This window comes from Streptomyces sp. NPDC050610 (genome assembly GCF_040654875.1).
In the GTDB taxonomy this organism is placed as follows: Bacteria; Actinomycetota; Actinomycetes; order Streptomycetales; family Streptomycetaceae; genus Streptomyces.
Genome location: NZ_JBFAIV010000009.1, coordinates 124,280 through 137,157, shown reverse-complemented (window position 1 = coordinate 137,157; position 12,878 = coordinate 124,280). Strand labels below are relative to the sequence as shown.

Below are 12,878 nucleotides of genomic sequence, written 5' to 3'. Positions count from 1 at the left end.
GGGGTGGTGGCGTTCTCAGTGGTCGGTTCGGCTGTGTGCGGCGGCGTCGTCGAGGGTGAGGAAGCCCGAGCGGATTTCGGGCCGGGCGAGCGGCAGGTCGTACTGGTCCTGGCTGAGGATCGGCAGTTTCTCCCAGGCGCCTGCCCGGTTCTCGCTCCATGTCCAGGTGCCGACGGCGCCGGCCGGGGTCAGCATGAGGACGGTTTCCTCGGCCTCGTCCTGGGGGCCGCGCAGGGGGGTGGTGGCGGCGAGGAGCGGTCCGGTGCGGAAGTTCACCGTCATCCGGGCGATGGCCTGGTCGGTGAACTCCTGGGGGACGAAGACCCGTTTGGTGGTGAGGATGTCGGTGGTCGCGTGGACGGCGGCGCGCGGGTCCAGCAGGACTGTGGCGACCGCGGTGGTGTTGCTCCCGAAGTCCAGTCGCAGGCGCGGCTTGTCGCCGATCGGCCGGAGGAAGTCGCCGCTGCCGGTGTCGGGGTCGATGACGGTTTCGAAGTGCTTGTAGTCGTCGTTCAGGACGTAGCCGATGAGGCCGTCGTCGCTCTGCTGCGCCTCGCCCAGGCGGATTGTCCAGGGGTAGTGCGGCAGTTGCGGGGCGGGCGGTTCGAAGAGGTGCTGCCAGCTGGTGTCGGTGCGCAGGGGGCCGCGCAGGTCCATGGTGAGGCGGGTGCGGACCAGGGCGAGGGGCCGGCCGAGGAGGAAGCCGAGGCCGGGGTCGGCGGGGCCTTCGGGGTCGATGGTCTGCAGGGCGCGGTCCACGGTGGCGCGCAGGGCGTCGAAGGTGCTGGGGCCACGGGTCTTGACGGTGTTGAGCAGGTGGTACGCGTGCGGGGAGGCTGCCCGTAGCTGGTCGAAGTCGGTCAGGTGCGAGCCGGGCAGGGGGGACCAGGTCACTTCGCGCTGCCCACCGCGGTTGAGGGTGACGCGCAGTTCGCCCAGGGCCGCGCCGTCGGGCGCGTAGACGACGAGGGATCGGTCGAGGCGGTTGTGGAGCAGCCAGGCGCAGACGGGGTTGGCCCCGGGGGTCAGGTCCGTCTCGTCGTCGGTGGCGGCGGCCAGGAAATCGAAGCGCAGGCGGGCCGGCTGGAGCAGGCGGGGGCCCAGTTCCGCCAGGCGCCTGGTGTCGTAGTCGCTGACGGGGTGGGCCGGTCGCATTGTGTCGGGCATCTCGGGCCGGAAGTGGCTGGGGTTGTTGATGAGGTTGACGGAGCGTCCGAAGCGGTCGACGACAGCGAGGTCGAGGAAGGCGAGCTGGCCGGCGCGCAGTTCCTGGAACGTGGAGTCGGGCCAGGGGTCCCAGCCGACGGGCAGGTCGCCGGGGTCGGGCGGGGAGTAGTCGCCGTTGCCGATGAGATCAGCGGTGGTGCCGCTGGGCCGGAGGCCGGCCTGGGCCTGGCGCTGGGCGATGGCGGCGCCGAAGCCGTCGAGGCTCTGGGAGAGCATGTCGGTCTCGCGGGCCTGGGTGCGGACCTGTCGCAGGGTGTCGGCCGGCAGGTGGTCGCGCAGGCGGGCGTAGCTTTGGAGGGTGCCGTCGATGATGTGTCCGGCGGTGGGGGCGAGGATCTGGCGGCCGGAGATGATCAGGGGGGTGCCTGGTTCTCCGGTGCCGTTCCACTGGTAGCGGGAGCGGTCGACGAAGTCCCAGTGCGGTGCGTCCCCGTCGCGGAATGGCAGGGGAAAGTATTCGGCTTTCCACAGAAGGTAGAGCGGCTGCCAGGGCATGCGCCAGGGGGCGGTGCCGTACTCGGGCAGGGTGCCGGTGACGTCGCGGATCTGACCTGCGCGCAGGGCGCGGTCGAGGATGAGGAACTCGGTGAGCAGGGCCGGGAAGCAGGCCGGCTGGTTCCGGAGGTTGAGCTGGCCCGCGACGGCGGCCACGTCGGTGGTGGTGACGCCCGAGGCGCGGGTGACCAGGCGTTCGGGAGTGCGGCAGGGCAGGGCGGTGGCGCGGGTGAGGGGGGCGTTGAGGTTGGCGCCCTGGAGGGTGAGGACCGGGTCGGCGCAGTACTCGAAGTCTGCCGTGGGCACGCGGATCAGGCGGCGGTGGGCGCGGGTGCCGAAGGCGGGGTGCAGGGTGTCGATGCTGGCTGCCAGGTCCGTTTCGGTCTTTCCCCAGGGCAGGGTGGCGCGTTGTTCGGTCAGGCGGTGGGCGAGGGCCACGACGCGCCCGGCCGCCCCGTCGGGATTGGTGGGGTCGAGTTCGGCGTCGGCGCGGTCGGCGAAGTCCTCGGACTGGCGTTCCAGGCGGCTGAGCCACCACAGGTGGTAGAGGTGTTCGCGGGCGGCGTCCAGGTCGGCTTCGGTGGTGTCGTGTTCGGCCTGGCGGCGGTTGAGGTCGGCGAGGGTCTCGGCCTCTGCCGCCTGGCCGGCCTGCCGGGTGGGCGTTCGGGCGATCTCCTCGCCGCGTTCGCCGATGAACCAGCGGTAGCCGCCGGGCACGGGCCCGAAGGCGGTGTCGTGGGCGCGGCGGTCGGTGAGGATGTCGGCTTCGGGGCGGTCGCGTTCCTCCAGGGCGTCGACGCCGCCGAGGAGGAAGGCCCGGAACAGTTCCGCCTCGTCGGTGGAGAGGGCTCCCTCGCCGTCCGCCTGCGCGCTGAGGTGGGCGACGGCCTCGGTGGTGCTGTTGGACACGACGGGGGTGACGTCGGCCGGCTTGGGGCAGTCGGAGTCGGGGACCGGGCCGGTCAGGTTCCAGTCCAGGCCGAGGACGGTCCCGCTGTAGACGGAGGTGCGGATGGCGCTGCCGGATCCGACCGGCTGTGTCCACTCCAGGCGTTCCAGGAGGGCAGGGAGGCTGTCGGTGCCGGCGAGGATGTCGCTGGCCGGATCGGCGTTCCAGCCGGCGACGAAGTAGCTCAGCCGTTCCTGGCCGGCCACGCCCTGGAGCGTGTCGTGCAGGGAGAACACGTTGCTGTTGTAGGGCTGGAAAGCGGAGAAGGCCAGCAGGCCGGGGCCGATCGCGGTGAGGAACGGTGTGTGCCGGTCGGCGGGTTCGCTCCAGGCGCCGGTGAGTTCGTGGCACTTGCCGATCAGGGTGGCCGACGGTTCGGCGCTGTCGGGGTCCTGGAAGGAGACGCTGCCGTCCATCGCGTCGAGGTAGTCGCTCTCGACGATCCAGGCTTTCACCTTGCGGGTGCTGTCTGTGTGGCGCACGACGAGCCAGCGGTTGGGCACCAGAGGGAAGTCGCCGACGCCTTCCTCCTCGTCGTGGCGGCCGCGGGTGAGGGCGGCGGGCAGTTCCCACTGGAGGTAGACGCCGAGGCGGTCCTCGCGGCCGGTCCAGTCCTCGGAGCCGGAGAAGGGCTCCGGCTCGGGGGCGATGCCCGTACCGATGTTCTTGAAGTTGGTGATCCAGCGGTGGATGACGTGGTGGCTGCCGGTGTCGCGGGTCTGCCGGTTGACGGCCAGAGCGGCCACCTCGACCGGCACGATGAGGGTGTTGTCCACGGACATGGCCCGGGGTCCTTTCGTTCAGGGAGGGTGGGGCTCAGGGCCGCGAGAAGGTCTGCGCCTGCGGGGCATTGATCATCTGCAGGGCGAACTGGGCGGAGGAGATCTGCTGGACCCCATGGGCCCGGGACAGGGCGGGTACCAGGGCGTCGCCGGTGCCGTGGACGTTGAGTACGTCGTGACCGCCGGGGCGCAGGAAGCGGGCGAATCCGGCGGGCTGCGGGAATTCGCCCTTGGGGTGGCCGACCCGGTCCCCGCTGATCTCGCGCAGCTCGACGGTGCCGAGGTCGCCGATGCCGAAGCACAGACCGCGCGGCGGCTCCGCCAGCTCGAAGCGCTCGATCACTTCGGGGTAGAGCACCAGCTGAATCTCGGTGCCGAAGACGGCCGAGCGCAGCGGCTCCACGACGCGCTGCCCCGCGTAGGCGGTCATCACCGTGTGGGGCCAGTTCGGGACCAGGCTGGAGTTGATCAGCACCGCGCACCGCGGGACCGGGCCGCCTTCGGCGGCCAGGGCGTTGAGGTCGGCGTCCAGGGCGTGGCCGACACCGATGCTGAGCGCCCCGTCCACCGCCGCTCGCACCCAGGCGCTGTCGACGTAGGCGAAGCGGATGCTCTCGGCCGGCAGTGCGCGGCTGTCGGGCACCAGGTGCGGCAGGCTCAGCGGCTGCAGGCGGCGCAGCGCGTCGAGCCAGTCGGTGACCTTGTCGAACTCGTCGGGGGCGGCCTGGGTGAGGAGGTGGGCCACGCCCGGTTCGCGGAGTACGGCGCGCGCGTCGCCCGCGGTGCGGCGGGTGCGGGCGGCGGTCGTCCGGCGACGGCCGTCGCGCAGCTGCGGGCCGGCCTGGTCGACGGCCCGTGTCAGGCGGGTGCCGTCGCCGTCCAGGAGGATCCGGTCGAACGCTTCGAAGGCGAGCGGTGCGGTGAGGTGGCGGGCTGTCAGCGCTGTCGCGGTACGGGCGGCGAGTTCGGGGTGGGAGGCCAGGCGGCGGGCGGCCGTACGGGCGGCGGAGCGGAACTCCAGGAGCGCGGTGCGGAAGTCGGCGTCCGCGAGGGCCAGGGTGCGTCCGGCGGTGAACGCCGCCGCGTAGGCGGTGTCGAAGACGCCGTGCTGCTGCAGGTAGATCAGCGCTTCGCCGGGTGAGTCCAGCCGGGTGGCCTCGGGAGCGGGCAGACCTTGGGCGGGCTGGGCGGTGAGGGGGCCGCGGTAGAAGGCGAGGGTGCGCTCGCCGGTCTCCAGGCGCTGCGGCAGGGCGACCGCGCCGCTCCGCATCCGGCCGAGGGCCTCGGCCTGCGGGCCGGTCGGGTCGGCCGGCGCCGGGGTGGGTACGCGAAGGCGCAGCTCGTCCTCGGGGCGGGGGGGTGGTGCCGTCGGCAGTGGCCAGGTGCTGGCACACGTCGCCGAAGCCGATGCCGGAGTCCGGCTCGGTGGTGAAGGACCAGCAGGTGAGGGAGGCCAGGCGCAGGCCCTCGGCGGGGGCGGCCGTGTTCAGGTACTGGTCGAAGCCTTCGAGGGAGACCAGGTGGGCGACGTGCCGCCCGCCTGTGGCGGCGGGGAAGCGGTTGGCGACCAGGACGGCGTTGAGTTCGCCCTCGTCCGGGGCGGGGTCATCGCCCGCCAAGGTAGCGTCAGGGCGCCCGCCCTCCCGCAGGTGCGCGAGGTAGCCCATCTCCACGGGCAGCGGCTTGACCGCGTCGAACAGGGGCCCCGGGACCAGGACCGTGGCGCACTGCTCGTCGTACTCATCCGGTCGCAGGCTCGCCGGGTCGAGGTCGGGCGCCGTGCCGGGGCCGAACTCGCCGTTCAGGAACCGGCGTACGGTGCCGGCCGTGACGAGGCCGACGGCATCAGGATCCTCGGGCAGCTCGTCCTCCCGGAACAGCAGCAGCGCCATCCACGGGACCTCGCCCGGCTGTGCCGGGGCCAGGAGCCGGTTCCACGGCAGGCCGGGGGCGTCGAGGTTGATGTGCGCGAGGGTCTGGCTGTAGGCGCCGACGGCATCCGGTACCGGGAAGCGGGCGTTGATGCCGACCGGGTCGATGCTGAAGCGCGGCTGGATGACGTCGAAGGGCTGTGGGGCCGCCTCGATGACGCGGTCGTCGCCGTCGAGGTCCTTGAGGACCTGCCGGTTGTCGATCTGGTAGCGGCCGGCGTGCAGGGAGGGAATCCGGTGGTCGAAGAACCGGGTGCGGTGCTGGGCCCCGGGCGCGCTGGTGCGCGGGCGGGGGCCGGATTCAGGTGCGGTGGTCACAGGACATGCCTCTCAGCAGGACACGGCAGCGGGGGCGGCGGGGCAGCGGGGGCGGCTCGGGCGGGGCACGGCGCGGCAGTCCGGTGCCCGGGCGCGGTGGTGCGGCAGGCGTCGGCCCGCGGTGGCGGCAGGCCGGCGGGGCGGGTCAGCCGGCCGGGACCAGCATCGGCGCGTTGGTGAAGGCGGTGCCCGCCGCGCGGGCGTAGCCGCTCAGGTCCGCGTCGAGGGCGTCGAGGTCCGCGCCGAGGCTCGTGAGGGCCTCGGCGAGAGCGGTGCGGTTGCCGCGGGTGGCGGCGGTGTCGATGCCGTCCTGGATCGCCGCGATGACGCCGCCCGGCCGCAGCGGTACGGGGCCTGTGGCGTCCTCGCCGGCGGAGAGTGGCTGGTTGCCGTCGGGGGCGATCGGGTCGAAGGAGATGCCCTTCTCGCTGATGAACCCGGTGGAGGTGCCGTGGTCCACCATGGGCGAGATCAGCCGTACGCCGATAATCCGGTCGGGGATGAGCCCCTCACCAGGCGCGTCGGCCTGGGTACCCCACAGGCCGTTGGGAACGTTGCCGCGCATCGCGGTGGCGGTCCAGTCCGCCAGGCTGTCCTCGCTGCCGTTGTAGGTGAGCCAGGCGCGCAGTTCGCTGTCCTTGCCCCGGACGCGCATCGGCAGGATGTCCACCGCGTCCTCCTCGATGACCGGGGCGGTGCTGTGCTGGTCCAGATACACCTTGCTGACCGGCGCCTGGGTGTCCGCGGTGAACGTGAACCCGCCGTTGCTGACCAGCCACGGCTTGACCGCGCCGCGAGTGGCGGGGGCGCCCTCGCCCGCGTACCCGGCGACCGGCGTGGTGCGGACCATGTTCTCGGGCGGCGGCAGCATGCCCTGGAAGCCGCCCCAGTCCAGCGCGGGCGCCTCGCTGCGGCGCTCGGCCCCGAAGCCGATGGTGAAGGAGATGAACCACAGGTGGACGGTGGCCTCACCGCCCACGGCGGGGCCCCACACCCGCACGCTGACGCCGACCTCGACCGAGACCTTGACGTTGACGAACCACACCTTGACCGTCGCTGAGACCCCGACCCGCACCCCGACGCCGACGTCGAAGTAGAAGGGGTTCCACTCCAGCAGGGCGTCGATGCGGGCGGTCAGCCAGGCGCGCAGCATCCCGGAGTGGAAGGTGACGTCCAGCGCGCCGCCGGCCATCAAGGACTGGGGCGTGAACGCGGCGTACGCGCTGCCGGCGATGTTGACGGTCGAGCCGACACTCCAGGTGAGGCCCGCGGCCTGCTGCTTGGGGTAGCGGGCGGGCAACTGCCGTCCGGCCGGGATCGCGCCGAGTATCACCGCGAAGTCGCCGGCCTTGGCGTGCTCGCCGAACCAGAACTTCAGACCGATGCCGCCGCGCAGCTTGCAGTTCGGATCGATGAGGAACGTCTTGTCGGTGAACGCGGCGCCGATGCTCAGCTCCCCGGCCGCCGGGCGCAGCGTCGCCTCGATGCCGATCTCCACCCGGGCGATCTTCGAGGTGCTCTTGGTGGGCAACTGCGCGCCGCCGACCCCCAGCAGACTGATCGTCAGGTCCGAGCCGGTCTGGACCAGCGCCATCGCATGGCCCCGGAAAGTCTCGAAGCAGTCGAAGGCCAGACCCGCGGCGAACCACAGGTCACCCTCTTGCGGGCGCACCCAGGGGGCGGGGCCACTGATCAGCTCCCCCAGCACCTTCAGCGGATCGACCTCGTCGTCGGCCCCGATCGCTCCCGGGTCGTCGAGCGCCATCAGGAACGGGAAACCGCTCAGCGCGTCGGCCGCCGGCACCCGCACCCGGCTGTTCCAGCCGAACCCCGCCGAGATTCCGCGTACTTGGAACATCGGCGGACCGAACCCGGTGGCGCTGCCCAGCGAGCCGTAGGCGAACAGCGACGGCTCGCCGCCGTTGTCGGGGATGACGTAGGCGCCCATCGCGGAACCGTTGAACGCCCCGGTGTCCACCAGCAGTACCCCGCCGACCACCGCCTTGTAGGGCGGTGAGGCCGGCAGCGCGGTCAGCGCGCCCGCGATCCGCAGCGGCGGGTTCGCGTAGTCCACGCTCAGGCCGTTCTCACCGCCCGGCGTACCGATCGGCGACCAACCGCGTACCGACGGGGCCTCCAGGATCCGCACGCCCTTGCGTCGCCGAGGCCCGGGGCGGGGGATGAAGACGCCGTTGTCGGTGACCAGGGCCTGCGGGCCACGATCAGCCTCGCGTTCACCGCCGGTACGCCGTCGCACCGCGGGCAGGGCACGGCCCAGGCCGTCCAGGCGTCCGGAGTCGGCCGTCGGCACGGGAGCCCGCCGGGTCAGCCGCAGGGCACGGCCGTCCGCCACCGCCCAGGCCCCGGCCGGCAGCGGCGCCCCGGCCGGGGCACCGTCGACCAGCACCAGCCCGCGGCCCTCGCCCAGGTCGGCGGCGGCCAACGTCCCGGTCACCCGTTCGCCGTCATCGGTGAAAGAGACCCGCACCGGGACCGGGGCGGGTGACGCGGTGGTCATGGCCCGCCCCGTGACCGCGAATTCACCCGGGTCGCATATAGCGCCCTCGACCCGTAAGAGGCCCCCTCGCAGAACCAGCGCCGCGGCACCGTGGTCGCCGAGGACGGACCCCGGAATTTCGACAGCACCTCCCGGGCCCGTCTGATCGAGGAGCTTACGGATATCTTCCACACGTGCTGTCACAGCGCTCCAGCCCTCGAATCGGCGGAAAAGGTGGGAAGGCCCACCCAGGCACCACCCAGGCGCGGGCCCGGAAAGGGCCAGGGCATCCACTGCGAGATCTTAATCAGCACCCCACGGTAAGTGCATGGATGGCTACTTTCGGTTAGCGGATTGGCTGAAAGGTGATACCCGGACAACTCTCCGTGCGGCGGACCAAAGGGATTCGGTCCTTGACCTCGGTCTTTCGTGGTGATTCGCCGAGGGGGTCGGTGGATCATCGGCTCCCTATCGGATCTCACCGTGCTGCTCGACGGCCGGTGTCCGGGCCGATGCCGGGTCCTCGGCGTGTGCGGATGGAACGGCGCCGGTGATCACCATGCCGGCCGGGCTTCGGCCCGTACGGAGCGGACCGCCCGCAGCGCGCCGCACCACCCCTCGGCTGGGTCGACCGGAACTTCAGCGCCTTCGTGCCGTATCCAGTGGTTTCTGCGGACGCGCAGAGGGCGCTCCCGGGGCGGGGCCGCCTGGCGGGCTCAGCCGCGGGCCCCGATCAGCCGTCTGGCACACTGTGCTCACTCAATCAAGGCGGTCAGGGCCAGGAAGCCGGTGCGAATCCGGCGCGGTCCCGCCACTGTGACCGGTCGACCTCTCGTGGGCGCGGCCGGCAGCCAGATACTGTCTGGCCGCCTTTCCGTACCGACCGGGGACGAGGATCCCTCGGAAAGGCATGTACATGCTCCGCACCGGCGCGGTCTCGCGCACGCTTCTGACGTCTCTGCTGCTGCTCCCGCTCGCCGCGTGCGGCACGTCCGGCTCATCCGGCGCGGACAAGAGCGACGACAAGGCGGGCGGTGCGGCCGCCGGTTTCCCGTACACGGTCACCAACTGCGGAGTGAAGACCACGTTCACGCAGGCGCCGAAGCGGGCCGTCGCGCTCAATCAGCACGCCACCGAGATCCTGCTCGCCCTGGGGCTGAAGGACCGCATGGCGGGCACCGCCTATCTCGACGACAAGATCAGTCCCGAATACCGGAAGGCTTACGACTCGGTGAAGGTGCTCGCCGAGAAGTACCCGTCGAAGGAGACCCTGCTCGGCGCGAATCCCGATTTCGTGTACGGCGGCTACGCCAGCGCCTTCGACAAGGGCGAGGGCCGCGACCGTACCGGATTTCAGAAGTCCGGGATCAACACCCGCCTGAACATCGAGAGCTGCGCCAAGGGGCCGATCGGCGTCGACGACCTCAAGACCGAGGTCACGCAGGTGTCGCGGATCTTCAACGTCCCCGAGCGCGGCAAGAAGCTCATCGCGCGGGAACAGAAGGGCCTCGACTCCGTCGCCGCACGCCTCACGGGCATCGAGCCGGTCTCCGTGTTCGTGTACGACTCCGGCGACTCCAGCGCGTTCACCGCGGGCGGCCAGGGGCTCGGCAACGACATCATCCGCCGCGCGGGCGGCCGCAACGTCTTCGCGGACGTCGGCAAGTCCTTCGCCGACGTCTCCTGGGAACGCGTCATCGCCCGCAAGCCCGACGTCGTCGTGATCTACGACTACGGCGGCACCAGCGTCGCCGCGAAGAAGCAGCGGCTGCTGGACGACCCGGCGCTCAAGAACGTCCCGGCGATCAAGAACAAGCGGTTCGCGGTGCTGCCGCTGTCCTCGGCCGTGCTCGGGATACGCGCCGCCGACGCCGTCGACGGCCTCGCCGCGCAACTGCACCCCGACGCGAAGTGAGCGGCGTCCGCACCCGGTGCTTTCCCCTGCTCGTCGCCGTGCTCGTCCTGGCGGTGGGCGCGGCGGCTGTCGCCGGACTCGCCATCGGGGCCGTGGGGATCCCGCCGGGGGAGGTGCTGCGCATCCTGGTCTCCGGTGAGCGCGGCGGCGCGTTCGCGTCCATCGTGTGGGACGTGCGGATGCCGCGCGTCATCCTCGCCGTCGTGGTCGGCGCGGGGCTCGCCGTCGCCGGAACCGTGCTACAGGCCGTGGTCCGCAACCCGCTCGCCGACCCGTACCTGCTCGGCGCCTCGTCGGGCGCCTCCTCCGGCGCGGTCCTCGTCATCGTGCTCGGGGTCGGAGCGGGCACCGCGAGCACCGTCGCGCTGCCGGTGGCCGCGTTCATCGGCTCCATGGGCGCCCTCGTCGTCGTGTACGCGCTCGCGCGGCGCGGCGGCACCATGACGTCCGGGCGACTCGTGCTCGCCGGGGTCGCCGTGCAGTACATCCTGGCCGCGTTCACCAGTCTCGTCCTTGTCGTCTCGGCGCAGGCCGAGCACGCGCGGGCCATCATGTTCTGGACGCTCGGCGGTCTCGGCGCGGCCCGTTGGAGTCAACTCCCTCTGCCTGCCGTCGTGTTGACTCTCGGCACGGTGCTGCTCGTCGCGCTCGCCCGTCCGCTCGACCTGCTGCTCGCGGGCGAGGAGGGAGCCCAGGTTCTCGGCCTGGACACCAACCGCTTCCGGGCCGCCGTCTTCGTCCTCACCTCGCTCGTCATCGGCGTCCTCGTCGCGTTCAGCGGCGCGATCGGCTTCGTCGGCCTGATGGTGCCCCACGCCGCCCGCATGATCACCGGCGCGGGACACCGCAGGCTGCTGCCCGTCGCCGCGCTCGGCGGCGCCGTGTTCCTGCTCCTGGCCGACCTGGGGGCCCGCACCGTCGCCGCACCACAGGAGATCCCCGTCGGCGTCGTCACCGCACTCACCGGAGGCCCCTACTTCCTGTGGCTGCTGCGCCGCCGCACCCGGGCGGAAGGAGTCACGGCATGACCCAGCCGCCACCGGCCGCCCTCACGGTCACCGGCCTCGGCTACGCCGCCCCCGACGGCACCACGCTCATCCGCGACATCGACCTCGACGCCGCGCCCGGCGAGACGGTCGGCCTGGTCGGCCCCAACGGCAGCGGCAAGACCACCCTCCTGCGCTGCGTCTACGGCACCCTGCGCCCCACCGCCGGCGCCGTCCGCGTCGACGGCGCCGACTCCGCCGCCCTCACCGTCAAGGAGCGCGCCCGCCGGATCGCCGTCGTCCCGCAGGACGCGCCCGGCGCCTTCGGCCTCACCGTCGCCGAGGTCGTCGCCATGGGCCGCAGCCCGCACAAACGGTTCTGGGAACAGGACACCAAGGACGACGCCCGCCGCGTCACCGACGCCCTCACCCGCGTCGGCTCCGCCGACCTCGCCCACCGCCCCTACGAACAGCTCTCCGGCGGCGAACGGCAACGCACCCTCGTGGCACGGGCGTTGGTGCAGGAACCCGGCCTCCTCGCCCTGGACGAGCCCACCAACCACCTCGACATCCGCCACCAGCTGGAACTCCTCGCCCTGCTGCGCAACCTGCCCGCCACCAAGCTGGTCGTCCTGCACGACCTCAACCTCGCCGCCTCTTACTGCGACCGCCTCCACGTCCTGGACGCGGGAAGCGTCGTCGCCTCCGGGCGGCCCGCCGACGTCCTCACCGAAGACCTCCTGGAGAGGGTCTACGGCGTACGCGCCCACATCGGCGCCCATCCGACGACCGGCGCCCCGCACATCGTCTACATCCCGCCGGAGGAGCCGAGTTGAGCAGCGGAGCCCACCGGAGATCGCGCTGGCACATCGAAGCGGGCCTGCCGCCCGCCGCGCAGGCGGCGAACTGGCTCGCCGCCGACCGCCTCCTGAACCCCACGAGCCCCGAACTGGGCCGTCTCCTCGCCTACGAACACGAGGCCGCCGGCCACCGCACCGCACACGCCGCCGCCCTCACCGTCATGGCCGTCTACGCGGGCCACGTCACGGCGGCGGCCCTGCTGCACTGGGCCCTGCACGACGAGGTTCTCGACCTGTCCGCCCCCAATGTCCTCGTCACCGCGGACGGCCACGGCATCACGGGCGTACGCGCACGGCGACCCCGCACCCTCCCTCAAGAGGGCTCCACCGTCCGCCAGTTGCACGACACGGTCCTCGATCGGCACCTGCTGCCCTTCGCCGACGCCCTGCACCGGCGCACCCGTGCGGGCCTGCGCCAGCTCAGGGGCGGCATCGCCCACGGCTGCGCGACCGCCCTGTGCGCGTCGGACGCGGACCCGGACCTGCTGGAGCGACGCTGGAACCTGTTCGCCGAGGACGCGCCGGGCGGCCTGGCCGCGCTCGGCCGCGTCGCCCGGGTGCGGCGCGCGAGCAACGGCGCGACCCGGCTCGTGTACCTGCGCCGCACCTGCTGCCTGTACTACACGAGCGCCGAAGCCGTGCGCTGCGCGAGCTGCTGCCTCACCAGCGAGGAGGAACGGCTGAAGCGGTACGCGGCGCGCGGGTAGGACCGCGGCCTGCCCCGGCCGGTCGTTCAGCGCGTTCCAGAAGTCGAGTGCGCCGTCGCCGGCCATCGAGGCGGGAGCGCGCGTACCGCGCGGGGCAGTCCCGCACGCAGCCGACTGGTACTGCGATCACAGTTGCGGGGTGTGGCCTCGGCGTCTGTAGCGACTGTGGCGGGCGGCGCGGGTCTCTGACTGAGGCGTCCCCACCGTGGCC

The 12,878-nt window shown here is 72.3% G+C and carries 8 protein-coding genes and 1 riboswitch; of the genes, 5 read left to right on the top strand and 3 right to left on the bottom strand.

Annotated features, from left to right (window positions below):
* Positions 1–15: 15 nt before the first annotated feature.
* Both AB0I22_RS14115 and AB0I22_RS14110 read right to left on the bottom strand, forming a co-directional pair.
* Positions 16–3,453: a hypothetical protein gene (locus AB0I22_RS14115; protein WP_363131012.1), complete on the bottom strand. Its 3,438-nt coding sequence runs from the start codon at positions 3,451–3,453 to the stop codon at positions 16–18.
* A gap of 34 nt (positions 3,454–3,487) precedes the next feature.
* Positions 3,488–4,723 carry a hypothetical protein gene (locus tag AB0I22_RS14110; protein ID WP_363131011.1) on the bottom strand — a complete coding sequence of 412 codons (1,236 nt, stop codon included), beginning with the start codon at positions 4,721–4,723 and terminating at the stop codon, positions 3,488–3,490.
* Positions 4,724–4,835: 112 nt separating this feature from the next.
* Here AB0I22_RS14110 and AB0I22_RS14105 point away from each other — a divergent pair, with 112 nt between their 5' ends.
* Entirely contained in the window at positions 4,836–5,882 is a 1,047-nt protein-coding gene (locus tag AB0I22_RS14105) for a hypothetical protein (protein WP_363131010.1), read from the top strand.
* On the opposite strand, the gene AB0I22_RS14100 is transcribed toward AB0I22_RS14105, so the two are convergent.
* Positions 5,848–8,220 carry a DUF6603 domain-containing protein gene (locus AB0I22_RS14100; protein WP_363131009.1) on the bottom strand — a complete coding sequence of 791 codons (2,373 nt, stop codon included), beginning with the start codon at positions 8,218–8,220 and terminating at the stop codon, positions 5,848–5,850. The two genes, AB0I22_RS14105 and AB0I22_RS14100, sit on opposite strands and share 35 nt — an antisense overlap.
* 728 nt (positions 8,221–8,948) lie before the next feature.
* Positions 8,949–9,080, top strand: a riboswitch (cobalamin riboswitch).
* A 35-nt stretch (positions 9,081–9,115) separates the two neighbouring features.
* Between AB0I22_RS14100 and AB0I22_RS14095 the strand changes: the two genes are divergently transcribed.
* The 4 genes from AB0I22_RS14095 to AB0I22_RS14080 are packed head-to-tail and all read left to right on the top strand — an operon-like array spanning position 9,116 to position 12,667.
* A complete protein-coding gene (locus tag AB0I22_RS14095; RefSeq protein WP_363131130.1) occupies positions 9,116–10,114 on the top strand; it encodes an ABC transporter substrate-binding protein in 999 nt (332 codons plus the stop codon).
* Positions 10,111–11,142 carry an iron ABC transporter permease gene (locus AB0I22_RS14090; RefSeq protein WP_363131008.1) on the top strand — a complete coding sequence of 344 codons (1,032 nt, stop codon included), beginning with the start codon at positions 10,111–10,113 and terminating at the stop codon, positions 11,140–11,142. The genes AB0I22_RS14095 and AB0I22_RS14090 overlap by 4 nt, the downstream gene beginning before the upstream one ends.
* Positions 11,139–11,936: an ABC transporter ATP-binding protein gene (locus AB0I22_RS14085; protein ID WP_363131007.1), complete on the top strand. Its 798-nt coding sequence runs from the start codon at positions 11,139–11,141 to the stop codon at positions 11,934–11,936. Before AB0I22_RS14090 ends, AB0I22_RS14085 begins: the two co-directional genes overlap by 4 nt.
* Positions 11,933–12,667: a (2Fe-2S)-binding protein gene (locus tag AB0I22_RS14080; protein WP_363131006.1), complete on the top strand. Its 735-nt coding sequence runs from the start codon at positions 11,933–11,935 to the stop codon at positions 12,665–12,667. Before AB0I22_RS14085 ends, AB0I22_RS14080 begins: the two co-directional genes overlap by 4 nt.
* The last annotated feature ends 211 nt before the right edge of the window (positions 12,668–12,878 follow it).

Bases quoted from the DNA above. Each gene is read 5' to 3' on its own strand.
- AB0I22_RS14115 (WP_363131012.1), bottom strand. From the start codon at position 3,453: ATGTCCGTGGACAACACCCTCATCGTGCCGGTCGAGGTGGCCGCTCTG.
- AB0I22_RS14110 (WP_363131011.1), bottom strand. From the start codon at position 4,723: ATGCGGAGCGGCGCGGTCGCCCTGCCGCAGCGCCTGGAGACCGGCGAG.
- AB0I22_RS14100 (WP_363131009.1), bottom strand. From the start codon at position 8,220: ATGACCACCGCGTCACCCGCCCCGGTCCCGGTGCGGGTCTCTTTCACC.
- AB0I22_RS14095 (WP_363131130.1), top strand. From the start codon at position 9,116: ATGCTCCGCACCGGCGCGGTCTCGCGCACGCTTCTGACGTCTCTGCTG.
- AB0I22_RS14085 (WP_363131007.1), top strand. From the start codon at position 11,139: ATGACCCAGCCGCCACCGGCCGCCCTCACGGTCACCGGCCTCGGCTAC.